The sequence below is a fragment of the Candidatus Nitrosotenuis cloacae genome (genome assembly GCF_000955905.1).
GTDB classification, from domain to species: Archaea; Thermoproteota; Nitrososphaeria; order Nitrososphaerales; family Nitrosopumilaceae; genus Nitrosotenuis; species Nitrosotenuis cloacae.
Genome location: NZ_CP011097.1, coordinates 1,056,287 through 1,081,376, shown reverse-complemented (window position 1 = coordinate 1,081,376; position 25,090 = coordinate 1,056,287). Strand labels below are relative to the sequence as shown.

The window sequence follows — 25,090 nt, the reverse complement described above, 5'->3', positions numbered from 1 at the left end:
TAATCTAATGATTTTTAATCGACTGGAGTGGCTGTGGTATGATTGAGTGCCAAGCGCGAGTGGATTCTAATTGCCGGAATTTTGCTTTTCATGATTGGGCTTTTGGGTGCAGGCCTTGCCTTGATCTATTCCGTGATATTTGCAGTCGGAATCTATGTCGCAGTCAAAGTCTATGTGGGCCGACGCCAGCGCAAAATAACAAAGGAAATCCCCGAGGGAATCTGCATTCACTGTGGTGCAAAAATCGAAGACGCAAAATGCCCAAACTGCGATGGTATCAAATAGAAATCATACGCACTCTTTTTTAGCAATTGGAGGCAAATTTGTGTAAAATGCATCCCCAATTCACAACTTGCTCAACTTTTGCTCAATTTAGATCTAAAATGATATCTGGAGCCAAATTACTTAGGTAGAAAAAATGAGGACTTTGCCCCTAGCTGGCGTATTTGCAGCTTTACTATTCATTGGTGTATTTGGCGTATCTTATGGTGCCGACGATCTGGCAGACCATGTGGTGATTAATGAAATTGACACAAACCCTGCAGGCGATGATTCCAAGTCCGTATCTGAATGGGTCGAGCTGTTCAATCCCACCACACAAGATGTGAACATTGGAGGATGGAAAATTGCATCCACCACCGTTACAAAAAAGACACTGATACTTCCTGCTGGAACCATACTAAAGGCGGGCCAGTTCCAAGTTTATTCATATCAAAGTTTGTGGTTTACTGATGTCTCTGAAAAAGTTCAGCTAAAAGACAAGGAAGGCAATCTTGTTGATGAAACCCAAGTAATCACTGATCAGAAAAATGACTTTCAATCATGGCAGCGAAAATACGACGGAGTAGTGTCTGATTCAAACACCTGGATCTTCAAGACTGCTTCTGCAGGATCCTCAAACGGCAAGCTGCCTATCTCTGGCATTGAGTCTGGCGAGCTTATAGTGTTTGCAAAGGCGGACAAGAAAAACTATGTCTTTGATGAAACCGCAATAATTTCCGGAAACGTATCAAAGCGAGTCTATCAGGAAAAACCATTCTTCTCACAAACCCAGCTATTCATTGATGTGAACGGCCCCGGAAAATTCCAGCGAACCATCACAATTTATCCTGACTTGAATTTACAATACAAGACCCAGATAAAGCTGGACAAAGTCTTGGGTGCCGTTGCCGGAACCTATACTGTTAGTGTGAGTTATGGTGCAGCAAGTGATAATACAATATTTTCAGTAGGTGAGAAAAAGATTGCATCTGAGCAAGAAGATGTCACAGAGCTTAGCATCTCAACTGACAAGGCAACCTACATTCCAGGCCAAACCGTGCTTATATCGGCAAGCACAAGCAAAATAATTCCATCTGAGGGCCTAAAATACGCCGTCTATTCTGCAAATGGAATCCAAATCTTCTCAGGCAAGCTATTTCCAAACCAGGCAGGAGAATTTTCGGGCAATGTCTACATGAGTCCAACAAAGCCAGTCTATGGTACACTGGATATTATTGCAGATTATGGTACACAACATGCCGAGACATCGTTTGAGCTTGCCAAAGACATCAAGGATGCCGAGAAAATCATTCTAGTTACCGACAAAAATGCATATGCGTCAGGCGAGCCAATTGTGATTTCTGGTAGGAGCAACAAGTATGTTGTTGCACTGGACTTGGAAGTAGTCCAAACAGGAAGTGGCTCTATTGGAAAAACAGTCAATAATATTTACAAAATCAAGGACCAAGTAAAACTGGCAGGAGATAGCACATTCCGGTACGAGCTCAAAGTCCCAGCAGGCCAGGCAAACATGGGCACATTCCAAGTTACAGTATCAAAAGAGTTTGGCAAGGCGACAACGCAATTCTGGATTGTAGAAAACCCCGAAGACTATGTTGCAGCCGCAAAATACCTAGTCAAAGTGGACAAGGAGCAATACGTTGCAGGTGATACCGTCAATGTGAGTGGACATGTGGATCTAAAAGAGAGAAGCAGCTTTGAGGTAGTTCCAGTATATGTCACAGTAATGGATGATCAGGGAAAGCAGATCAAAATGGCATCGCAGGTCTCAAACAAGCAGCTTGTCCAAGACAAAGTTGTGACAAAGAGTGCTACCTATTCGTTTACATCTATTCCTGACGCTGCGGGAAACTTCAAGCTGGACTTTAAGATAAATCCATCATCGTTCACTCCTGGTGTCTATACAGTGCGGGCAAGCTATGACAAGCGACTCGCAGACGCCACGTTTGTGGTAAATAGCGACATTGATGTGTCTAATCGTAATATTATAGCAAAGACTGACAAGCAAATCTATGGCCTAGGTGAGGCCATAAACCTGGAAGGAACACTGGTAAGTGGTCAGTCTGCAGTCAAAATAGTTCTGACTAGGCCTGATGGCAAAATAGGCAACTATGGTGCAAAGCTGGACAATAGCAGATTCACTTGGAGTTGGACTGCCCCTCAAAAAGACTATGATCTAGCCGACATTCGTGACCCACGACAGGCAAGGCCTACCGTGTTTGGTGTTTACAAGATCTCCGTTATTGCAACATCAGAGCGTGCAGACATTTTCTTCAAGATATCAAAGGATCCAGAAAATGATACTCTGGAGATAAAACCACTGGAGGTAAAAACAGACAAGACAATATACCGTGCTGGAGAAAAACTACTAGTCACTGGTGCTGCCATAAAACGACAGGAAAACATAGACACCTCACTTGGTACAATCAAAGGCAGAGTCGGAGTGGAAATTCGAACAATGTCAAATAAAGTCCTCTTTAATTCTAATTTGGATCTGGACAGCGGTGGAGCATTCAAATCAACATATGATTTACCATTGACAATATTCAAGGAAGGAAAATACAAAGTAGTTGCAACATACGAAAGACTGCGAGCAGACACTACATTTGAAATCAAAAACAACATTCCACTTGGAACAGATGCCAAGACAACACTGGCCATAGAAACTGACAAAAAACAATACCTATCAGGCGATACTGTTCACATAACCGGTTCTACAAACAAGATTTTGTATCTGGCAAAACTTGATCTTTTAGTTGAACACAAAAAGGATGACAAAATTGACTGTGGGACATTCTATTGCGGACTGGGAAACAAAAAAGTCGACATTTCTCGAAGCTATGAGAATGGATTCTATTCCTATGATTACAAAATTCCAGCAAACTCTGCACTTGGTACATACGAGGTAATTGCGGATACTGAATTTGGAACATTCAAGACAACCTTTGAAGTAGTAGACAAGCTTGCCAAAAAGACAAGCGGTGCCAATAAAATCTCTGAGAAGTTCAACCGCATAACCGATGCTATAGTCGAAGTCGGACTATTTGAGCAGACAAAGGATGACGTACTGGTTGCTCCAAGCATGGTTCAGGGCTCTTTGGTATCTCCAAGGGGATCAGAGAAAACAGTAAACATTACCATAATGGCAGATGATGGGACCTGCATAATAGGCCAAGACGAGTTATGTTTGATTTCAGGACCAACAAAGGAAAAAGGCCTTGCATACAAGCTAGTCAAGGTGGCAGGACTATCATACAAGGTTACATATTCCGGCTCTGAGCAAATCTTGGAGAAATTCTCTATATCTCCAGAACTGGATGAAGACATTATCCCAGACTCTACTTGGATTATCCAAGTCGATGGACACACGCCATCAACTAAGCTATACTATGAGATAGTGTACAGACAAATCCAGTAAGAAGATATTCCACTGTTTTCATAATTACATGATGAATGTTCAGGTCTTGATGTTTCGCCAAGACGACCCCAAAAAATGCACTGCAGCAAAACTAGTGAAATTCAATCTGGCAAAAAGCGTAACTAGGACCAATCCTGGGACCATAATTTTGGATCCTTTTGCAAAACAAACCCTGCTCCGACACGATTCCAAAATTGCTGACTCTATTACCGGAATTGATTGCTCCTGGAATCTGGCAGAGAATACCTTTACCAAAAGATTTGGCGGCATTCCAAGAAAGCTCCCGCCATTGTTGGCCGGCAATCCCGTGAATTATTCCAAGCTTGGCAAGCTTACTACCGTTGAGGCAATTGCTGGTGCTGTCTTTATTTTGGGATATGAGGATCTGGCACACCAACTATTATCCAAATTCAACTGGGGTCACACCTTTTACGAGCTAAATGCAGATCTGTTACAGGACTATTCTAAATTAGAACTTGAGGAGCAGATCCCACCACTGCTTGCAGAATACGGAATTGTACAAAATATTGACTGAGTAGCAAATAAGCTATTCAGAGTAAAGATTTATTCAAACACCCTTTGGGAGCGGTAGATAAACATGGTCACCGACGCTCAAAATCCTGGATTTGCGCGAAATCTAGGCCTACTTGATGTGGTAATGGTGGGTGTTGCCGCAATGATTGGCGGCGCAATCTTTGTTCTGGTCGGTCCTGGGATGGGCGAAGCAGGTCCTGCACTAATGATTGCCTTTTTGATAAATGGTATAATTACAATATTTACCGCGTTTACCTATGCAGAACTGAGCTCTGCCTTGCCTGATACTGGCGGTGGATATCGCTGGGTTAGAGAGGGCATGCCAAGGCCAAATGCCTTTTTGAGTGGATGGATGTCCTGGTTTGCCCATACTATAGCCGGCAGTCTTTACGCCGTGGCATTTGCCTCGTTTTTCACACATCTTTTGGATACTACTGGAATAATGGAATCCTCTATTTTCCTAGAAAAGGGATTTGCCGCAGCTGCAATAATCATCTTTACTTTTATCAATGTCCGTGGGACGGCACCGACCAGCAAGGTTGGCAATGCAATCACCATTACTCAAATCACAATAATTGGACTCCTAATAGTAGTGGCGCTTTCTGCAATGGCATTTACCAATCCTAATTGGCCGGACAATTTCTCCGAGTTTTTCCCAAATGGCGTTTCTGGCTTGGTAATTGCAATGGGTCTTACCTTTATTGCATTTGAAGGATACGAAGTAATTGCCCAAACCGGAAACGAGCTAAGAAACCCAAAAAAGAATATCCCGCGTGCGATATTCATTTCATTATTAGTTGTGATTGCAATCTACATTCTCTTTACGTTTTCATTTATTGGCGGTCTATCGTCTGATAAGGTAGGTCAGCCGTCATGGGAGTTCATTGGAAGCTTTGGCGAGCTTGGAATAATAGAGGCAGCCAAGAACTTTATGCCATTTGGTGCACTGATTGTTTTAGCAGGCGGATTCGTATCCACACTTGCAGCCCTTAATGCAACTTCGTATTCATCCAGCCGTGTATCCTACGCGATGGGCACGCACTATAATCTGCCGCACTTTTTTGGAAAGATTCATCCAAAATACAAGACCCCTGTAATCTCTACTATTGCATCTGGAATCATAATGCTTGTAATGGCAATGACACTAGATCTTACAGGCCTTGCATTTGCTGCAAGTGTAATGTTTTTGTTTTTGTTTGCACAGGTAAACTATGCCGCAATCACAATTCGACGACTCTATGGCAAAAAGCTAGATTATGCATTCAAGACTCCGTTTTTTCCAATAATTCCAACACTTGGAATTTTGTCTGCCATTGGATTATCGGTGTACTTGCTTTTTACCGAGCCAATATCTTGGGTGATTGCAATAATTTGGATTGTTGCTGGCTTTATCATATACAAGTCCTACACATCAAAAAAGGAAATAGAGCACTATGCACCGCTTGTGTATAACCAGGGGCCAAAGGAGCGCAAAGAATACCGAGTCTTAATAATTTACCATCCAAAATATGTCACCGACTATTACAAAATAGCAAATGCCATAACGCAAGAAAAACTAGGCGAGATATCCTTTCTGAGTGTGGTAAAAATTCCAGTACATCTGCCGCTTGATGCTACAAACAAAGTAGCGGAATCAGAAATAGAAGAATTCAACGAACTAAAAAAAGAGATCCCACAATCCATCAGGCACCGATATTTGGTCAGAGTCTCGCACGATGAAACCGACGCCATTTTATCTACCGTAGAAGAGCAGGGAATCAACCTGGTCATAATTGACTTTTCGTTTTTGCGCAACAATAGAAAACTACTCTCGCTTTCCACATGTGACTTTGTTGGAGTAAGACTGGGCAAGAACTTTGAGCAAGACTTGGCAAACTTGGTCGTGTCCTATGACAAGGGGCGCCACTCTGATCTTGGACTTCGAATAGCGCACGCAGTATCCAAGGTCTATTCCAGCAGAATCAGAATAGTTCGAGGTGTGGTGGAAAAGCCGGAAACTGAAATCGAGATAATGAACAGAATAAACGAGATAATGTTTGATCTTGACATGAAAAAGATCCAATTCGAAAAGGTGTACCCAAAGACAAAAAATGTCGCCCCAACGCTACTGGAAAGCTTTGACAAAGTCCAAGACGAGACTGTCATATTGGGTGCAGGCAACCAGGCAGATTCTGCGTTTTCTCCAAAAACACTCGAAGTGGTAGACAAGACAAAAAAATCAATCTTTGTAATTCGTGATCACCAGTTCTCTGAATTCCATGCAAGAAGATTCTGGAGAATAGTCTCATCTAGGATGCGAGAAAACAGGCATCTTTACAAAATCTATGTCGACATTGCACATATGGGATATTCCATAAAGGAAAGACGTGCCAAGGGACGATACGATGAGGAATACTTTGATTCCAAGCTCAAACAATAGTGTAAATAACTCGTAATCTTACTATTTGATGCGAGCTGGTGGACGATTACTGCGAAAGCAGAGGAAACTCCTCCCTCAATGCAGATGTGTGTTGCGGTGACGCAAAGCCAGAGATGGCAGGCAACAGAACAGAAAAAATCCGAGTTGGAGCACCATGATGGGCAATCCCCTGAGCTTTCCAGCAAATAGGAATGAAAAGTCTGTCCCATACAGAGAAAAGCCAAACAGAACTTGGATCTGCACCTATAGTTCAGGTAGGCTGCAAAGCGAAATGTCGTTTACAAACAGAAGGAGGGTTACGGCCAGCACGCACTTATTTTATACCAATCTTGATGTTTGTCTTGAGGGTTTCCGTGGTTCCAGATGGTGATGTAGTATCTGTGAATTTGAGCTGGGCAGTAGAGCCTATTTTGACCCGCTTGCCATCAATTTCCTTTGGCATCTTTAATGACACTACAAACTGGTTGGTGTTCTCACCTGTTTCGCGCAATGATGCGGTCTTGGCATCAAATGCTGAATTTGCAAGCGTGGTTTTAATTCCATTAGAGCCCTTGAACTCGATTAGGCTTAGCGAAATATTATCTGCAGTCCTTGAATCAAAATTAAAGTCCGGATCGTAAATTCTCACCTGGAAGGTTTGGCCGATACGAATGTTTTTTGCAGATGTTTCAAGCGCGGTGGTTGATTTTTTGGCAGCAACTGACTTTGATACTGATTGTGAATTACCTGATGCATCGGACTCGTCATTGTATGTTATGACCAAAACATCGCCCTGTGTTACTGTCCTGCCGTTTATGGTATTAGGAATTGAAATCTTGCCAACAAATACGCCCGAGTCCACGCCGGTTTCGTATATTGTGGATGGCCCAGATATTGTGGTGCCAGCTAATTTGAATTCGAATAGTCCGGATGTGGACACTTCATCAATTCCCCTGTGACTGGTGTTCAGATCATCATCGTGGACATAAAACGTGACAGTTCCACCCGGCACCAAAACTGTACTTGCCTGGAGTGTTACTGCCAGAAATATTCCAATTAATGGTATCATAGATTTCTGAGCTTTTCTGACAGATCTGGCTTTTCAATATTACGCATGATAAATTCTAGATCAGACCTATCATCAACATCCCACATCATTCTGTTAATCAAGACAAACGAAGTTGGAATGTTACGGGATTTACCAGTAGTAAGATGAATCTTGTAGCTGTCCTCATCATAATGCGTCTCCATTACATCAAATGGACTTCTTAGCAGGGCGTTTGTACCATCAAACTTGCGCGATGGCACCACAAGGAGCGATTGGGCGGTTTTTTGGAACTGTATCAGGGCATCGATGTCTTGCGGTCTGATTAATGGTATGTCTTGGGGGAACACTATGGATGCATCAAAACCGTTCTCTTTGAGATATTTTTCTGATAATGCTACTGCGGCATTTACACCGTTTTCTTTTTCCTCAAAGATCTCAACGGCATTGTATTTTCTTGCTATCTCAAAGGCCTCTTCATCCCTTGATACTATGATGGTCTTGTTTGCCTGGGATTGCGATATTGCGGATAATACTTCCTCTAGCATTATTTTGCAGAGTTGTTGTGTTTTGTCTTGGGATAATCCTAGTCGGCTTTTTGCCTTTGAGAATGTCTTGACTGGAATGACTGATGCTATTTGCAATCTAGCGCGCGTTCTTTAAAACAAATGATGCCAGCGCATCCTCTGCTATTTTGTTAGTCATCTTGATGCTGGTATCATACACTTTCATGTCTAGGTTTTGAATTTTCTTTGTGAGCAGTCTGTCTTTGGAATCAATTACAATTCCTCCGCATACATCAGAGTACATTTGTGCAACACCATATGGTGATACATCAATTCCTGCAGCTGCCATGTATTCTGCAGCAGGACCAGAGAATGCCTTGTTGCCAATAATTGGACTAACTGCAACTACCTTGCGTCTATTCTTTGAGAGCTCCTTTCGGATTCCCTTGATCTGAAGCATTGGGCCTATGCTAGTAAGGGGGTTACCTGGAGCAATTATTACCATTTCAGAATCGTGAATGGCGTTTACTGCTTCTGGGTTTGGCCTAGCTTTATCCGCACCAATATACTGGATACCTTCGACTTTGTCCTTGCCCTTGTATTTTACCCAAAACTCTTGGAGATGCATCTCGCCTTTTCCCGTGGTGATCCTTGTCTCTATGGTATTGTCTGTTACCGGCATTACCTTGACTTCGATTGCAAATTTTTCGCACATCCATTTTGTGATATCGCCCAAGTTCTTGCCGTTTTTGAGCATGTTTGTTCTAATGAGGTGAGTTGCTGCATCTCTATCACCAATTCTAAACCAAGTCTCTTCCCCAAAGATCTCCATCTGTCTTAGAAAGCCAAATGTGTCCTTGCGAATTCCCCAACCCTTTTCATAATCTAAAATGTCTGCCAGTCCGTAAATTATGGTGTCAATGTCTGGACACACATACAAGCCGTACAGCCAATAGTTGTCGCCGACATTGCAAATCACATTGACGTCCTTTGATTGGGAGATCAAGCCCCGGACAAATTTAACAGAACCTGTGCCGCCTGCAAGAATTGTTATCATAAAACCCTTTTTGTATGAAGCCTCAGATCAATATTACCTTTTCAATAAATCATACAAAAACAAAAACTGCAAACAAAAATTGTAAAAATTCCAAGTAAACTTTGGTTTGTAAAATTATTTTGTTCGATTTTCATACTTCAAGACAAGATTTATTACTGCGCCGGATCGGAAACCCTGCGTGAATAGGGCTCCTCTTTTAGCATTATTCGTTTTATCAGTTTTAGTTATTGGTTCTGTTTCTCCAGCACTTGCAGCTCAGCTAAACTGGGATGCAAAGACTCCAGAGACTGCCGAAGTACCAAAATTCAAGTTTCAAAGAACCGCATATATCGAATATGAAGAAGGCGGTGCAATTGCAGATGCATTACGTGGACACGATACAACAGTAGAATTTTCTGCAGACTCGACAACCCCTGGTGTTGCTGAACTAATTGAGAAAATTAATGATAATCTGGCAGAACGCAAAAGCTCTGCACGCGTAACCGGACTTACAATCGATTATCATGCATCCATGACTGGAAGAGGCGAGAACGCATCAGTCGACTATAGGATCATACTAATTCCAACCATAGATGGTTATCTAATCAAGCCGTACACACAAGGCTCACCAGCACTCTTTGATGTGCTGTGGCGGGGACTTGCAGTTAATGGACCAGTCACAATAACAACTGAGGAGTTTGGCCCAGTCGAAATTAACATGCCTATATCATTTTATGAAATGAACTATCCAGAAATTGCATCACAGATAACTGGCGAGGCAAGAGATGTAATGAGCATGCCACTAATTGATGCGTCTGGAATTGGCGCACTGGACATTGGCAGCTGGCACTTTTTGGCAGACCCAACTGGCATAGTTGCAGAGACTAGCAAATACGGATTCTCTGGCGCAAAAGTTGTAGTTTCGTCATTTACAATGGGTGAGAGCAGCTTCAGAGAGGGACAAATCAAAGAAAAAGAATTTGATGCGACATTTACTTCTGATAAAACTTATACAATTAGAACAATCGAGTCTGGTGACTCGGGAAACATTTTCCTTGCAGGCTATGCATCCCCTGACAAACTAGGCGGAGGCGAAGTCGTAGGAGTATCACCAGAGGCACCATCGACAGGTGCGCAGACATCATCTGGTTCTTTCCCAATATTCATCATATACGGAATGGCTGGCATGGCAGCAGTCGGTGCGGTTGGATTTTTCTGGTGGAGCAACAAGAAAGCAAAGAAGGACTCTGAATACATCCAGACAGGAATTGATCCAAAATACCTCAGAGGAGTAGATACCAGCGAAGCATCTGGTGGATACAAGACCAACAGAGGTGAGGCAGAACTAATCTCTGATGATGCAAGCCACAAACAACATGAAAGCGTCTATGACCAAGGCTCTACACGCGGCTCACTTCCAGCAGGATATGAGCAGCCAAAGGAAGAACCAAAGCCAAGCTCCAATCGTGGCTCTATGCCAAAAGACTGGAAGCCATCATCCTAGACTAGAATCTTTTATTGTAGTGACTCTGGATTTTCTGTACTCTAGTACCATTAGTGTGATGGCAAGCACACCCGTAATTACCAGAATTATCTCTATTGTCTGAACCAAAGAATGTGAGAACGAGTCCATGATTCTTGTTTCATTTATGCTAGACACCAAATAACCATACGAAAACACGACATAGTTTGTTGCCCAGTGGATTAGCAAAGCTGCAACAAAGCCGTACCTGTAATAGACCCAGCCAATTATTATCCCAGACATTGCTGCTTGCGCAAACTTGCCTGAGCTCCACTGGTCAGATAGAACATGGGCCGCGCCAAAGATCACACCAACCAAAACAATCAGAATGATTGCCCTCTTTGAGTTGGTGATTGGGAGATTATCAGATGGATTCCACAATGATTTGAAGAAAAGTCTGGCAGATGCCCTATGTGAGTAAAGCAAAAAGAGCGGAATGCCAATCAGTATTATTCTAAAGCCAAGCTCCTCGACTAGTGGGGCTAGTGTGATGTCAAAAAACTGCACCAAGTCATTCTCAAAGACTGACGGTGTTATGGTGATTCCAAATCCTTGCTGTATTACATCAATCGTACCGGACAATACGATAACAATTGAGAACCACTTTATGGTATGCACCAAATAGTTGCCTGTCTGGGATTCGTACGAGCCTGACATAATCGGGGATAAAACCCGCAAAAAGTTCTTTTTTGGACCCATGCTTGCTATTACAAACAAAATCAGAAAAGTCGCCCACACCACCATAAAGACATCGCCGATTCCAAGCCAGGAAAACGCACTCAGATCAACCTGCTTTGCCCAGTCTAGCTCAGTTACTGGTAATCCATAGTCGATGCTTTTTCCAATTTGCGAGTTAAAGAACAGGTATGCACCAATTGGGAATGATAGTATCATCAGCCCAAAAACTACCGAAATTAGTGCTGAATATGGGATTGCTATGCCTTGTAGGATTTTGTGGTCTTGCATTAGTGGACTTCGATGCTGGACTCTGAGAATCCCAATTTGACTAGGGTCTCTTTCATGGTGTCGCGATGATCGCCTTGCAGGAAAATGTAATTATCCTTTGTCGTGCCGCCACATGCGTATTTTCTTTTAAGATCACTTAATGTGCCGTCCAGATCATTTAGCTTGGAGTCCAAGCCTTCGATCATGGTTCCCTTTTTCTTGAATCGTCGTTCTTCTAGTCGAATAACAATTTTGTTTGATTCTTTGTTTAGATCGCCACAAGCACACAAATCTTCAGGTAGTCCACATGTGTTGCAAATTACTGCCATTAGTTACTACAGAACTATCTTTGAGCCAACTATTAAGCCTTATTGGATTTTCTTACAAAGTTTTTACAACGCATTTGCGCAAAAATATCATGTCACAGGATGTGCGAAAAAAGGCAGCGGAAATGTTGCTAAAAGGAGCTACACTGCTTGCAGAGCCCTGTCCATACTGTAAGGGGGTTCGTGTGATGAAGGATGGAAATGCATTATGTGTTAGCTGTGGTAAAGAACCGGATCAAACTGTGATAGAACCGCAAAAAACGGATCAGAAGACAAGCCCACTCATAGATTCGCTAAACAAAAAGCTAGAGGATCTTGCAAAACAACTAGAATCGGAAAAAGACTTGGAGCGTCAGCAGCAGATACTAAAATCAATAAACTCGCTTTTGGAGACCATACAAAAGGCACAGAAATAACACCTGAAAAAGAAAGATTCGCCTTTGATTTCAGGCTATCAGATCTATCATAACTACGTAAGACCACACTCTGCATTAGAGAATAAAACACCATCTAAAAAATGTGGAATTAAAATTAATGGAAATGATAAATGGTTGACATTAATCCAAAATGCGAGTACTTCCCAATCATACTAGACTAGTGGCATTGTGTCATAGGTCAACATGAAAGTGACTGTACGGTTATCTTCATTAATCGAGTGTTTTGTACATGTTTGTAGGATGTATGGAAAACTTTTCAACATGGTTTTCTCATCCTGATATTTCACTTTGATTAACCAGTTATAATATTTCAATCCTAATTCAAGATAATTTATGAAATATTTTATAATGTCGTCTTGTAAACGCCCCTTCGTTTCAAAATAACATAACCGATCAAGCGTATTTAGAATTTCCCAAACATAATCAAGACATTCGTTTTTTGTCTTTAATTCAAGTATTCTAGATCCTGTGGTATCAATCTCTTTTTGTATATCTGCGATAAATTGACTCTCACTTGACAATCGCTGTGCCTTAGTTTGTAAGTAGGTCAGGAAAAAACTCAATGTAGCGACAGCAATACCTATGATTGAAAGTACGATTGCAATACCTGAATAATCATAAACCACATTCCATGAATTCTTTACCTGTTTAAAAGAACTATTTTACCAACCGAAGGTAACAGGCATAAAATCAACCGACAACGAAACAGAGCCACAAATGATAAAGTTTTTATCTTAATTTCCTAGCTTCACCATTAAATGAGCAGCAGTAGCAAAAAGAAAAGCGCACCACTACCAGCATCATCTGCAGGTTTATTGCGTTTCTTTGAAGATGAGACCAAAGGATACCGATTGGATCCAAGAATTGTAGTCTCTATACCAATCGGCTTGATTGTAGTCTCTTGGTTACTTGACCTATTATTAGTTGTAAAATAGATCAAAAATGACTGAATCATACGATGATGTATCTAAAATACACAAGCGTTATTCGCTGACCCTGCTTACCCCATCATCAAAATATCACTCACTATTGTTTTCTGCAGTAGTTGCAGCAATCACCGGATTTATCATACTGACCACATACTATGGAAACCAGGCCGAGTTAATCCCAAGACTTTCAGCCTTGATCATTGTACTATTAATCACGCAGATAATTGACTCGAGATTAATTCGAAACAAGGAATATTCCAAAGCACTGCACATGTCGCTTTTTGGTAATCTGTCCTGGCTTGCCATAATTCTGGCAGGAGTGGGAGCAGCTGCAATACTATCAAAGCCTGAACTCTCTACACTATATGTCACAGAAGGAATGCTGATCTTTACGAGCTTTAGACTTGGCATACTAACCACAACGCTTGGTGCATCAATGAGAAAGGCTTGGGCGATTTGCTTTATCCAACCAATGGCAATGTATCTGGTTTTGACACCACAAGAACAATGGATACCATCACTAACTGACCCACTGGTTTTGGGAATCGGTGCAACATTTCTAGCAATCTCATCGATTTGGTCATATCTTACAGACAGGGCAGGACGTCCAGGTGTTAGAAGCACACATGAGCTAATCCAAGCATATCTGGCATCCCGCGGAAAGCAAAACTATGAGGAAGTAGAGTCCATCATAGAGTCACGCTCAAAGCCATCTAGTGTCATAACATCACAGATTAGATTCCAATCAAACAACAATGATTTTCGCATGGTTCTACCAGAGGTACATCCAGGACCATACCACCCAATTGGTGGCAGCAACATCACATATAGAATATTCAAGACGCTAAACTCTTCTGCAATGGTAATGCACAGCGTATCTGATCATACGCTAAACCTACCGTCACAAACCGCAGTGAACAGCTACCTCGGAACATTTGCAAACAACTCGGTTCTCAAAAAAGGCGCAATCTGCACAGAACCAGTAACGGTTCAGGTAAACAAGGCACGCGTTATCGGCATGTTGTTTGATAAAACCGCAGTCTTGTTCTTGTCGTTGTCTCCACACGGAATGGAGGATGTCCCAAGTCACATGAAAAAAGAAATAGAGCAGCTTGGCAGCAATCGACACTTTGAGAGAATCTTAGTGGTGGATTGCCATAATGCGATGGGTGAGGAAATTGGTGAGGTTGACTCGCAAGACATGCTCAAGGCAGCAAAAGCTACACTTGAAACACTAGTCACAAAGGAATCACACCCTCTAGAATTTGGATACGCAAACTCTGATGGAATGAACTTGAGCACGCCAGATCTTGGGCCTGGCGGATTGGGCGTCTTGTGCTTGAAGATTAATGGCGCCAAATATTTTCTTGGTTGGTCTGATTCAAACAATATGGAAAATGGATTGCGCGAGCACATTGTAAATCATTTTGCAAAAAATGGCATGACTCTAGTTGAACTCTGCACATCTGATACTCATTTCAGCTCAGTCGTAGTAAGGACTAGAACTGGCTATTACCCATTTGGCAAAATATCAACACCTGATACCATATCGGAGTGGTACTACACCATAGCAAAGCAGGCAGAAAAGAAACTAGAGCCCACCTCATTTGAAATCCTAGAGCACAAGGCAGAAGTTCGAGTAATGGGAACTGCAGTAATTGAGGACTTTTCACGCGCCCTGGACAACTCGCTGCGATTAACCAAAGGATTTGCCATTGGCAGCTTTTTGCTCTTTATTGGCTCTCTTTTTCTATAGTCTCTATGTTTTCTAAATTTCCGTAAAACTCGTCCACAAAGGTAGCAAGCTGAAATATTGGAACAATTGGAACCTTGCCTACAAAGCTGACCTTGTCCTGGTATAGTGTTACTATTACTGGTGCTGCAATTGCACCATTGGTCTTTGCGACATAGTTTTTGGTGCGCTCTACTTGCTTTTCCACTATATCCTGTAGTGCGGATGGCGTGGTCTTTTTCCAGTGCTTGCAATCAATTAACATGGCAACACCCAGTCGTATGCCAACCACGTCTATTTCCATGCGGGGATTTGTCATGATATAGTTTCGAATTGTGGCACAATCCCGGCTTTCCAGTATTTGAGCTGCCAAACCTTCAAAGTCTCGCCAATCCAGATTCTTTGCTATTTCATCTATCAGAACGCCCTTGCCCAGTGCCAGTATGGTTGCCCGAAGCTTGTCGCCTTCCTCAAATTCTATTATGCCGTCATTCATCTTGCCAATACTATTTGCGGCAAGCTCTTGCAACATTCTTTTTGCAGTGGTTTTGTCGGTGTTTGCTACTTGGGCAAAATCCTCAATTGAAATTCCGCCAGGAATTACTCCTCTTATTCCATCAAGCCATAATTTAGAGCTCAACTGGATTGGCTTTTGTTTTTATGAATTAAAAGCATTGCATATGATCTGCACCAGATCTGGTATGACATAAAACACATTGGAGCTTTAAATTAGATCAATCCAATACCATACATGTGAAGATTCTAGTTGTCTTTGTTTTTGTATTTTTGTTTGGGGTGAATCTGGCGTTTGCGGAAAAGGGAACATTTGTTGATACCATCCAGTTCATCCAGTATCTGGATGAGAGCACGGCAATAGAAGAGGTAAAAAAGAAAAATCTTGATATCTATTATTCCAGAATTCCGGCCGAGCTAATTCAAGATACTGATACGCAAAATCTGCAAATTCATTATACTACTGGCGGCTCTTTTAGCATACTGGTAAATCCTGCAGAGGGAGAAAAATTCAACCCATTTTCCATACAAAAGATACGATTTGCACTAAACTATCTGATTGACAGAAAACTGATAGTGGATGAGCTCATGTCTGGCTATGGCGTGGTAATGTCATCAAATTATGGGCCATATGATCCGGACTTTTTGCTCATAGTATCAGAGATTGAGAAATTTCATTTTAGATACAATCCCGAGCTTGCAAACTCCATGATCACACAGGGACTAGTTGAGGCTGGGGCTCAGAAAATCGACGGCAAATGGATGTATGGTAATGAGCCAATCACAGTCACGTTTTTCATTAGAAATGATGATCCTGTTCGAAACTCAATTGGCGAGGTGATATCATCGGAATTGGAAAAAATAGGGTTTACCGTCAAAAAGGACTTTGGGGATCTCAACAAGGCATATGTTTTGGTGTATGGCTCTGATCCTGCAGACCTTGCCTGGAGTCTTTACACCGAAGGATATGCCGGAAGGTCTGCATTTGTCAAGTATGATCCGCTAGGCCTTGCGCAAATGTATGCGCCATGGTACTCTAACATGCCGGGCTTTAACAATCCACAATACTGGAATTACAAAAATCCACAACTGGATGGTGTCACACAGAAGATCTATTCCAGTAATTACACCTCATATGAGCAGCGAGCAGTACTAATCCGAGAGGCAACCACGCTAGGAGTAAACGAGTCAGTCAGAATATTTTTGGCAGCAAAGATTGATCCGTTTGTAGTAAACAAGGACATTAAAGGCGTGATCAATGATTTTGGTGGCGGAATCCAAACCAGATTTACGCCAATCAACTCTAGGTCTGATGAACCCACATTAAAAATCGGAGTCAAGCAAATCTATCAAGGCGCATGGAACCCGGTGCGCGGACTGGCAGATGCATATTCCAAAAACATCTGGGACACTTTGTATGATCCCGGCATGTTCAAGAATCCTTATTCCGGTCAAAACTTTCCAGTCCGTCAAGACTGGAAGGTGGAAACTGCGGGCCCAAACCAAAAACTGGATGTGCCTTCTGATGCCATCAGTTGGGATCCTACACTGCAAAAATGGGTCTCCTCAAATGGCAAAAAGGCAATAAGCAAAGTAACGTATGATCTGGTCTGGTCGAACTGGCACAACGGCCAGAAAATGGACATGAATGATGTGCTGTATTCGATTTATTTTGCACAGGAATGGGGCTCTGCGCAAACCCCAGATGACAAAACATTTGATCCTGAATACACTCCGACTGCAAGCCAATCCGCAAAAACCCTAATTGCAGTCAGGCCAATCGATGATGACACAATAGAAGTTTATGTTGATTTTTGGCATTTTGATGAATCAGAAATTGCTGATTGGGGTGGAGTCTGGGTTACCATGCCTTGGGAGGTAATGACTGCAATGGAGCAGGCAGTGCTTGATGGCAAGGCCTCTTTTTCAAGAACCGATGCTCAGGCAAAAAGCCTGAACTGGTTTTCATTAATCATTCCGCGTGATGCACAACTGGTTCGGCAATACCTCGAAGAGTTTTCTGCATCTGGCGTGGTGCCAAAGTCTTTGCAGGGCTTTGAGAATGATGCAAATTCCAGATACGCTGGCACCATACTGTGGATAGAGCAAAAAAACCATGCTGTAATTAGCAATGGTCCGTTCTACCTTGATAGTTATTCACCTGAGGCAAGAACAATCACCATCAAATCATTTGATGATCCTACATATCCATATCCTGCAGGATATTGGAGCAAATTCGAGGATGTCAGCTTGCCGCAAATAACGGATATCTCGGTTCCTGAGAAAATTGCAAAAGGCATCACACTGGATATTCCAATTACAACAGTTCATGCAACAGACCTGTACTATTTTGTAAATGATGGGACTGGCGCTGAGGTAACAAGCGGGATAATTCCAATCCAAAATGATTTTGCACAGATTCTCCTATCGCCGGAAATAACCTCATCCATGGATGGTGGTAATGATCTCAAAGTCTATGCCATTTCGGATTCTGTACTAAAGCCAGACATTTACACTACAAGCTTTTCTGTTTTGGATTCAATTGATGATGAATTTGAAGAGACTATACTATCACAGGAAAAAACTAAAGCCCAGCTTGACTATGGTCCGATTTTTATCATATTGGGTTTGATTATAGTTGGCACCGTACTGTATGTTAGAAAATCAAGAAAGAGACGCCTAATCCACTGATGAATCGTACATAGAATTTCTACCACAATCTTATATCCAAAATATCAAAAAGCACCTCTGAGAACAAAATGCCAGACGAATCATGCAGAAACTGTGGCGGAATGCTACGAAAATGCACCATTTGTGCCGAATGCAAAAGCGCAGTCAGCCTTGTGTGCATACAATGTGGCAGGCGGACCCAAGAACAGGTACATGCCTTGTGCTTTATGGCCGAGATTCCAAAAATTGAAGAGCCGATGACTCTCCCAAAAGGAATATTCCAAAAACAGATTCTTGTAGCCTAAGGAGAAATCATACCTAAGGCTTAAGTAGTCTTTTCCGACCTGATCTCATCTATGCGTAAAGTTGGTACAGTAGTGGTACTATTGGCTATGCTGCTGATTCCAACCAATGCATTCTCGCAAAGCTCATCCAGAATCATTCTACTTGATACTTTTGGTGATTACAAAAAGGGCGAAAACGTCTTTGTCTTTGGAGAGTTGGCACAGGTCTCACCAGACTTGTATGTTGTAACTCAAATAATAAACCCAAATGGGGATCTCTGCCAGATTCAGCAGCTAAAGCCCCTATCAAATGGCAATTTTGTAACAGACCCGATTCCGCTTACCGGCAAGATTTGTGGGCTGACAGGAAAATACGATGTTAGAATATTTTATGGTGATTACACCGCATCAAGCTCATTTACTGTCAAAAACGAAAAACTCCAAGAAAAATCCGGCAAGGACTATCTGGGATCTGCAGTTTCATTAATAGAATCAAAAATCTCATCAGTCAAAAAATCTTCCACCATATCAAGTGATTATGAGGCAAGATTTTCTGAGCTACAAACAACTACTGATCTTTCCAAGCTAAAGGATCTCTACGTTGATCTATTCTTGGAATATTCTGCAGAAGCAGACATACTGGATTTGGATTACAGAATCCGACCTGCAGTGGAAACCGCATTTGCAACCACAAAATCACTAGTCACAGAATCAAAACTGGATGTCGATGAGGCAAAAAAAATCGACAGGCAGACTGCCGGAATTGTGTTTTACTCTGGAATTGGTGATGACAAGTCCGCAATAAAGGAGCTAAGCGACATTTATGTTTCCATAACAAATGTGGACCCACAAAAGGCACCACAGGAAAAACAACTTAGCTACTCAGAGCTGAACCAATTATTGCTAAACCTGATGACAAAATCCCAATCCATAATGAACAGGCTGGTCAAAGAGGAAATCGGCTTTATCTTTGCACGAGGCACGGGACCAGTCTACACCGAGGAGCTAAACGACTTGGTGAATCTCTTAACCGAAGCAAGACTACTTGATGGCACACTCAAAAAAGACGACAACCTATCAAGACTGGTCAGAACCGAATGGAGTCAGCTGCGTGAATCATTGCTTGGCAAGGAAACTCTGGCAAAGTTCCTAGAGACAAAACCAAAGGTCGACAAGCTGCACGAGGCTGCACTACTTTTGAGACATCTGGACAAAGTAGACAGATTCGTATCCTCAAACAGCACAGATAATTCCGAACTTGCAATACTAATTCAGCCAAGACTGGATTCGCTGATGAGCAAGCTCTCCAGTGCAACCTCACCACAAGACATCATCGACTCACAGCAGGAAATCATTGACATGAAAAATGTCATAGAAATTTCATCTCGAATATCAAGCACCATAACGTTTGCCAAAAATAATAATTCCGGAAACGAGTCCATGATTGACTCGTTCCAGATTTTACTGGACAAGGTAAAGGATGCGCAAACACTAAACGAGATACTCGATATTGTATCTGATTATGAGGCATCAATTAATGATCTAAGGGAAAAGCGCAGCCCGTTGTCTGTTCTAAAGTTTGACTATGAAAAACTACGATCAAAGGCGGAGTTGCAATCTGACTATGAGAGTCTCAATACTATAACAAACGCGCTAAAGGTCATAGAAACCGCAATAGAAATCGAAAAAGGAAATCCAACAATAAACAAAATCGACAAAATCGAAGTCCTCCTAAACTATTACAGTACACAAGGCTCGATAATTCGTGCAAAGCTTGACTCTTACACAAAGGACGCGTACAAGATTCGTGCATCCGAAATTCTACAGCGCGCAAAATCAATTGAAAATCTCATTTTACTTGGCGAGCGACACAACAAGTTCCTGCCAGGATATCTTGACTTTACTGATTCTATGAAAATACGCCTAGATGAGGCACGAGACTTGGTGGTCAAAAAAGACCTTGATTCCGCAGACAACCAAGTTCGGGCGCTATTTGATGAGTGGCGAGAGGTCTCTGAGAAATATTCAGAGGATCCGTTTGGCTCAGAGGAGGGCTATTCTCTTGATGAGATAAAGAGAATCGAGTATCGCAAAAAACTGGAACAGATCTCTGGCTTTGTAAATACATTCTACAATGCAGGATTTGACTCTCACTCACAGGAATTTCTCACTCTAACAGAAGATGCGTATGAGCTGGTAGATTATGGAAACTGGGATGATGCAGAAAAGAAGCTACAAGAGATCCGTAACTTTGTATCCGACGAACTAGAAGACAATCACAAAAAAATACTATTTGATATTTCATACAATCCAGAATCACAAATCTGGGTAATGAATGGCGCAGTAGACAAGGAACTATTTGATAGACGTGAAAATCTCTACCTTACAGTATATGACATGCAGGGAAGCCAGCACAGCACACTAAAGTTCTCTGATACCAAAGATGGAGATTTCTACACCCAGTGGTTTGCACCAACCGAGCCTGGATTGTATGTGGTGAAGCTACAGTGGAGAAACGCCATCGGCTCGCAAATTATCGACATTGCAGAAAAGCCAACTATTACTGCCAAGACTCCTCCACCATCAAAGGGCTATACGCAAAATGTGGACTTGGCCAGACAGTTTGAGGATTTACAGAACTTTATTGAGACATTTGGAAAAACTGGATACAATGCAAACAAGGAAAAGTTTGATGGAGTTATCTCTGATATCAAAAATTCATTGCATGACAGAGACACATCATCTGCAAAATCCAAGATATCCGAGTTACAGTCCATGATAGAGCGATACCTGCCTAGCCGCTCAAAGATAGGAATACTGGATGCATATGTGGATGATGGAAAATTGTATTTGTCTGGCGCCATATACAAAACAGTGGCGTTCCCTGAGGACATTTACGTTGATATCTTTGATCAGAGCGGCGAGCGAATAGACGAAATACCACTAAAGGACAATGCGTCTGGACACTTTAATCAGGTCCTGTCAAAATCGTATGGTCCTGGAGTGTATGTAGCGCAGCTAGAGTATCATGATCTGATAGTGTCGGATTTCTTTAGAATAGAATAAAATTCTATTTTCCTGTCGCGCCTTTAACAATATTGAATAATTGACGTACTGCTAGTTTTGGGTGGCTGACTGCCATCTTTACTATGCTTGCAAGTCCAAAGTCTGCCTTGATAAAGTCCAAAAACTCATCAATGCTTAGCTCCCTGATTATGTCCAGTTCCTTGTCCCACTCCTGATCAGAGAGTCCAATCCATCGCGCTTGGACCTTTGATGCAGAGTTTATCTTGGACTGGATTGCTTTTTTCCAGTTCTCCTCGTATGATATGAGGGATTTCTCTGATAGATCGCCCCTATGAATTGCATTTGCTGCAGTCTCCCCTGCCACTCGCCCAAATCTAATTGCGTATCTAATTCCTTCCAGTACCAGCGGATTTGCCTGACCTGCAGTGTCTCCAACCAAAATCAAATTATCATAAACTGTCTTTCTGGAGAGGCCGTCATTTGGAATCAAGCCATAATGGAATTCAATTGGTGTTATCTTGCCAAGCTTTGCAATTGGTCCAAGCTTTTTCTCAATTATCTCTTTTAGCCGCTCAGTTGGGTCTAGTGGGGATTCTGGTTTTCCTACACCGACGCCAATTCTGACAATTTTTCCACCCAATGGGAAAATCCACGCATAGCCTGCAGGTGAATAATCTTGTCCTACCATTAGCCACCAGGTGTCTGGGTCTGCATTTTCTGCCTCTACCTCATATTCTGCACCGGCACCAAATCGCTTCCACTGTGTTGTTAGGCCCAGGGATTTTCCAACAATAGTTTGAAACCCGCTTGCATCAATTACTATCTTACAGTGAAATGAGATCTCACCGTTTGGAGATGTCGCAGATAGTGTGATTCCGTGCTGGTCTCTTGCAGCACCAGTAATTGTCGTGTTTAGGAATAGTTCTACGTCTTGCTTTTGCGCCTTTTCTGCAAGCCATCGGTATGTCTTTCTTACATCCAACACTGCGGCCATTGCAATTTTCCCTGATATCACAACCTCGTTGTTTGGAGAGCAAAACCCATAGTTTTTCACCGGATTGTAGCAATACTCGGGAATCTCAAACTCTTTTATAGAGTCCATCCACGTAACACCGCTTGTTCGAACTGTCTGTGCAACTGTTTCTTCTTTTTCTACTAGTGCCACTCGATGCCCTAGCTTGGCTGCAGAAAATGCCGCAGACGAGCCTGCAGGCCCTGCACCAACCACAACTATGTCATAGCTTAGCTCTTGAGTCACTATGATTTGCAATTATGATATCGTATTATATTTTTACAAAACCAGTTTCTTGAATTCGTTTGTTTTCTGGATTGACTCAAAATCAATGTCTGTTCTGGCCTTGTATTTGCAGGAAAAATCAACGTCAATTGCCGCTTGCAAAACCTCCAGTCCTTGTTTTGTCTCCCCCTTTCTTACTAGGCTGGATGCCTTGTTGTATAGTGTGATGGCACTGTCTGGCTTTGTTTCTAGTATCATATTATAACAAACAATTGCGTCATCGTATCTTTGCAGGTAATGGAGGGCAAGGCCCTTGTTTACGAGTGCCAGCCTGTTTTGAGGCTCTATACCTAGTACAATATCATAGCATGTGATGGCATCTGAATATTTTGCAAATTTGCCCAAAATGTTGCCCTTTTTGATTAGTGCCATAATGTGGAGTGGTTCTATTGCTAGGGTTTGATCAAACAGAACTAGCGCCTTTTTGTAATTGCCTAAATTGAATTCTGTTATGGCCGAGTCGAAAATCTCACTCATTTACTTGAGTAGTGCTTTGCCTTTCTGGTCTGCTGCTCGCTCTGGATCAAATGTGGACATGTGTCCAGAATCGCGATGCATGTAGCTGTGTGTTTCGCCTATCTTTTTTCTGCAAAACTTTTTGTGGATTGCGTCCTCGATTTTGAGTGTCTCCTCGTTCTCATGGAATAACTTTGCTCCACAGTCTTGGCAGATTATCTCTGGCATGTAGCTGCTCAATCATCAAATCTATTTATTTATTGTGCGGTATGATCATACAATGGCCGAGCTTCAGTTTGCTCCATTTGTTGCATGGTCTGCAGTTACAGGTGTGCTATTTGTTATAGTTGGGTTATCATACCGTGTGTATATTCGCAAGAAAAGAGCAGATCCCTCATTTTGATTTTGCGTGTTTTTCCAAATACTGCAGTATGGCAGTGTAATCCAGCTGGCCAAATCCGTTTTCTTCCGCATCCTGGTACACTTGGTTTGCCTTTGTAGCCATTGGCAGATTCAGGCCAAATGATTCTGCTGCCTCGTTTATTGTGTCCAAATCCTTTCTTAGGTTTGCCAGAGTAAAAGTTGGGGCAAACTCGCCTTTTATCATCTTGTACGCCTTGTTTTCACTCATGCCTGTCTTGAAATAAGTAGAGTTTAGGATTTGCAAAAACACCTCGGGCTCTATTTTTGCCCCTCTTGCAAGCGTAATTCCCTCTGATAATGCAAGCGATAGCATTGCAATTTGTAGATTCATTGCAAGCTTTACAGAATGTGCAGTTCCGTTTGGACCCAAATGAAAAACCTTGTTTGCTATATCATCAAGCAGGCCCTTGCATTTCTCAAATGTATTCTTGTCTCCTCCGACCATCATTACAAGCTCCCCTGTTATTGCAACATTTGGCCCACCCATTACTGGCGTGTCCAAAAATGCAACCCCTCTACTTGCAAACTCTGATGCAATTTCTTTTGAGGAAATAGGATTTATTGTACTCATATCACACACTATCAATCCATCGTGCTTTCCGCACGCAACACAGTCATCACCAAATGAAACCTTTCTTACGGCATCTGCATTTTTTACTATGGTAAATACAACATCCGAACTCTCAGACACTTGTTTTGGGGAATTGACTATTTTTGCACCGTTTTGTTCTAGTTCGGCAGTCTTTGATCTGGTTCGATTGTATGCTGTTAGGGTATGGCCTCGCTTTAGCAAATTCAATCCTACAGCATTGCCAAGCAAACCAGTTCCGACAATTCCAACTCTCATGAAAAAATTTGCAAGTCTTGCTTATTTGTGCTTTAGCGAAGCTCTTCCTCTGAGACCTTCCACTTGCCACCAAGCACCGGTGCAGAAAACGCCAAATGTCCAATGACTTTGTCTCCTTTTCTTACTACCCCATAGTCTTGTTTTGCGAGCTTGAAGATCTTTTCCTTGGTTTTGTAGCCTCCTTCGATTACTTTGATCTTAAATCGTTTGCTTACTTTGATTGTCATCTTTCTTGCTGTCTGGACATCACCAATCCATGAAAACATCTCAAAGGCCCCAAAGTTTTGTGTCTCTATTTCTTGGCCATACAGCCTTGCCTCGAATTTTAGATTATCTTTTTTTGCTTCCTCGTTTAGCCATTCTATTGCTTCTTGGCCATGACCCTTTTCTATGCCAAATGTTTCCGAATCCATCTTCATAATGTTGAATTTGAATAATTCGGCACTTATTCTATGACTTTGAA

24 protein-coding genes and 1 other RNA gene are annotated in these 25,090 nt (G+C 42.1%); 13 read left to right on the top strand and 12 right to left on the bottom strand.

Going from position 1 to position 25,090, the window contains the following annotated elements; translation table 11 throughout:
- Positions 1-42 precede the first annotated feature (42 nt).
- The 5 genes from SU86_RS06140 to rnpB all read left to right on the top strand — a co-directional run bounded on the left by SU86_RS06140 (position 43) and on the right by rnpB (position 6,964).
- Entirely contained in the window at positions 43-285 is a 243-nt protein-coding gene (locus tag SU86_RS06140; protein ID WP_082096167.1) for a hypothetical protein, read from the top strand.
- A gap of 133 nt (positions 286-418) precedes the next feature.
- Entirely contained in the window at positions 419-3,700 is a 3,282-nt protein-coding gene (locus SU86_RS06135) for a lamin tail domain-containing protein (RefSeq protein WP_048188229.1), read from the top strand.
- Positions 3,701-3,731: 31 nt separating this feature from the next.
- Positions 3,732-4,235, top strand: coding sequence for a DUF367 family protein (locus tag SU86_RS06130; protein WP_048189303.1), 504 nt, complete (start codon positions 3,732-3,734; stop codon positions 4,233-4,235).
- 63 nt (positions 4,236-4,298) lie between these two features.
- Entirely contained in the window at positions 4,299-6,653 is a 2,355-nt protein-coding gene (locus tag SU86_RS06125; protein ID WP_052755571.1) for an APC family permease, read from the top strand.
- 30 nt (positions 6,654-6,683) lie between these two features.
- Positions 6,684-6,964: RNase P RNA component (rnpB, locus tag SU86_RS09440), an RNA gene on the top strand.
- 2 nt (positions 6,965-6,966) lie between these two features.
- On the opposite strand, the gene SU86_RS06120 is transcribed toward rnpB, so the two are convergent.
- The 3 genes from SU86_RS06120 to cofD are packed head-to-tail and all read right to left on the bottom strand — an operon-like array spanning position 6,967 to position 9,240.
- Positions 6,967-7,701, bottom strand: a complete 735-nt coding sequence (locus tag SU86_RS06120; protein ID WP_052755570.1) for a hypothetical protein — start codon at positions 7,699-7,701, stop codon at positions 6,967-6,969.
- Complete coding sequence (gene cofC / locus SU86_RS06115; protein ID WP_048188227.1) at positions 7,698-8,321, bottom strand: 2-phospho-L-lactate guanylyltransferase; 624 nt, start codon at positions 8,319-8,321, stop codon at positions 7,698-7,700. The genes SU86_RS06120 and cofC overlap by 4 nt, the downstream gene beginning before the upstream one ends.
- Before the next feature lies 1 nt (position 8,322).
- Positions 8,323-9,240 (bottom strand): 2-phospho-L-lactate transferase, encoded by a 918-nt coding sequence (gene cofD / locus SU86_RS06110; protein ID WP_048188225.1) that lies wholly within the window; start codon positions 9,238-9,240, stop codon positions 8,323-8,325.
- Positions 9,241-9,418: 178 nt separating this feature from the next.
- Between cofD and SU86_RS06105 the strand changes: the two genes are divergently transcribed.
- A complete protein-coding gene (locus SU86_RS06105) occupies positions 9,419-10,723 on the top strand; it encodes a hypothetical protein (RefSeq protein WP_052755568.1) in 1,305 nt (434 codons plus the stop codon).
- Here SU86_RS06105 and SU86_RS06100 read toward each other — a convergent pair.
- Both SU86_RS06100 and yciH read right to left on the bottom strand, forming a co-directional pair.
- Positions 10,715-11,707: a CPBP family intramembrane glutamic endopeptidase gene (locus SU86_RS06100; protein ID WP_048188223.1), complete on the bottom strand. Its 993-nt coding sequence runs from the start codon at positions 11,705-11,707 to the stop codon at positions 10,715-10,717. The two genes, SU86_RS06105 and SU86_RS06100, sit on opposite strands and share 9 nt — an antisense overlap.
- On the bottom strand, positions 11,707-12,015 hold the full coding sequence (gene yciH / locus SU86_RS06095; protein ID WP_048188222.1) for a stress response translation initiation inhibitor YciH: 309 nt from the start codon (positions 12,013-12,015) through the stop codon (positions 11,707-11,709). The genes SU86_RS06100 and yciH overlap by 1 nt, the downstream gene beginning before the upstream one ends.
- Positions 12,016-12,104: 89 nt before the next feature.
- On the opposite strand from yciH, the gene SU86_RS06090 reads away from it, so the two are divergent.
- Positions 12,105-12,428, top strand: a complete 324-nt coding sequence (locus tag SU86_RS06090) for an Sjogren's syndrome/scleroderma autoantigen 1 family protein (protein WP_048188220.1) — start codon at positions 12,105-12,107, stop codon at positions 12,426-12,428.
- A 173-nt stretch (positions 12,429-12,601) separates the two neighbouring features.
- On the opposite strand, the gene SU86_RS06085 is transcribed toward SU86_RS06090, so the two are convergent.
- Positions 12,602-13,075 carry a hypothetical protein gene (locus tag SU86_RS06085; RefSeq protein WP_048188218.1) on the bottom strand — a complete coding sequence of 158 codons (474 nt, stop codon included), beginning with the start codon at positions 13,073-13,075 and terminating at the stop codon, positions 12,602-12,604.
- A 132-nt stretch (positions 13,076-13,207) separates the two neighbouring features.
- On the opposite strand from SU86_RS06085, the gene SU86_RS09500 reads away from it, so the two are divergent.
- Together SU86_RS09500 and SU86_RS06080 are read left to right on the top strand one after the other, a co-directional pair.
- Positions 13,208-13,384 carry a preprotein translocase subunit Sec61beta gene (locus tag SU86_RS09500; RefSeq protein WP_082096165.1) on the top strand — a complete coding sequence of 59 codons (177 nt, stop codon included), beginning with the start codon at positions 13,208-13,210 and terminating at the stop codon, positions 13,382-13,384.
- 7 nt (positions 13,385-13,391) lie between these two features.
- A complete protein-coding gene (locus SU86_RS06080; protein ID WP_048188216.1) occupies positions 13,392-15,134 on the top strand; it encodes a DUF2070 family protein in 1,743 nt (580 codons plus the stop codon).
- Here SU86_RS06080 and SU86_RS06075 read toward each other — a convergent pair.
- Positions 15,112-15,750, bottom strand: coding sequence for a hypothetical protein (locus tag SU86_RS06075; RefSeq protein ID WP_320408973.1), 639 nt, complete (start codon positions 15,748-15,750; stop codon positions 15,112-15,114). The genes SU86_RS06080 and SU86_RS06075 overlap by 23 nt on opposite strands.
- Before the next feature lie 113 nt (positions 15,751-15,863).
- Here SU86_RS06075 and SU86_RS06070 point away from each other — a divergent pair, with 113 nt between their 5' ends.
- The 3 genes from SU86_RS06070 to SU86_RS06065 all read left to right on the top strand — a co-directional run bounded on the left by SU86_RS06070 (position 15,864) and on the right by SU86_RS06065 (position 21,643).
- Positions 15,864-18,314 carry an ABC transporter substrate-binding protein gene (locus tag SU86_RS06070; protein ID WP_048188212.1) on the top strand — a complete coding sequence of 817 codons (2,451 nt, stop codon included), beginning with the start codon at positions 15,864-15,866 and terminating at the stop codon, positions 18,312-18,314.
- 68 nt (positions 18,315-18,382) lie between these two features.
- Positions 18,383-18,598, top strand: coding sequence for a hypothetical protein (locus SU86_RS09630; RefSeq protein WP_148550826.1), 216 nt, complete (start codon positions 18,383-18,385; stop codon positions 18,596-18,598).
- Positions 18,599-18,649: 51 nt separating this feature from the next.
- Positions 18,650-21,643 carry a hypothetical protein gene (locus tag SU86_RS06065; protein WP_052755566.1) on the top strand — a complete coding sequence of 998 codons (2,994 nt, stop codon included), beginning with the start codon at positions 18,650-18,652 and terminating at the stop codon, positions 21,641-21,643.
- 4 nt (positions 21,644-21,647) lie between these two features.
- Here SU86_RS06065 and SU86_RS06060 read toward each other — a convergent pair whose 3' ends face one another.
- Genes SU86_RS06060 through SU86_RS06050 form a run of 3 tightly spaced genes read right to left on the bottom strand, consistent with a single transcriptional unit; the run spans position 21,648 to position 23,585 of the window.
- Positions 21,648-22,862: a geranylgeranyl reductase family protein gene (locus tag SU86_RS06060; protein WP_048189298.1), complete on the bottom strand. Its 1,215-nt coding sequence runs from the start codon at positions 22,860-22,862 to the stop codon at positions 21,648-21,650.
- Between the two features lie 33 nt (positions 22,863-22,895).
- Positions 22,896-23,378 (bottom strand): tetratricopeptide repeat protein, encoded by a 483-nt coding sequence (locus tag SU86_RS06055; RefSeq protein WP_048188210.1) that lies wholly within the window; start codon positions 23,376-23,378, stop codon positions 22,896-22,898.
- Positions 23,379-23,585 carry a hypothetical protein gene (locus SU86_RS06050; RefSeq protein ID WP_048188208.1) on the bottom strand — a complete coding sequence of 69 codons (207 nt, stop codon included), beginning with the start codon at positions 23,583-23,585 and terminating at the stop codon, positions 23,379-23,381.
- A gap of 52 nt (positions 23,586-23,637) precedes the next feature.
- Here SU86_RS06050 and SU86_RS10110 point away from each other — a divergent pair, with 52 nt between their 5' ends.
- Complete coding sequence (locus SU86_RS10110) at positions 23,638-23,760, top strand: hypothetical protein (protein WP_256363742.1); 123 nt, start codon at positions 23,638-23,640, stop codon at positions 23,758-23,760.
- On the opposite strand, the gene SU86_RS06045 is transcribed toward SU86_RS10110, so the two are convergent.
- Complete coding sequence (locus tag SU86_RS06045) at positions 23,752-24,627, bottom strand: NAD(P)-dependent oxidoreductase (RefSeq protein WP_048188206.1); 876 nt, start codon at positions 24,625-24,627, stop codon at positions 23,752-23,754. The two genes, SU86_RS10110 and SU86_RS06045, sit on opposite strands and share 9 nt — an antisense overlap.
- Positions 24,628-24,659: 32 nt before the next feature.
- Entirely contained in the window at positions 24,660-25,046 is a 387-nt protein-coding gene (locus tag SU86_RS06040) for a hypothetical protein (RefSeq protein ID WP_236687671.1), read from the bottom strand.
- Between the last annotated feature and the right edge of the window lie 44 nt (positions 25,047-25,090).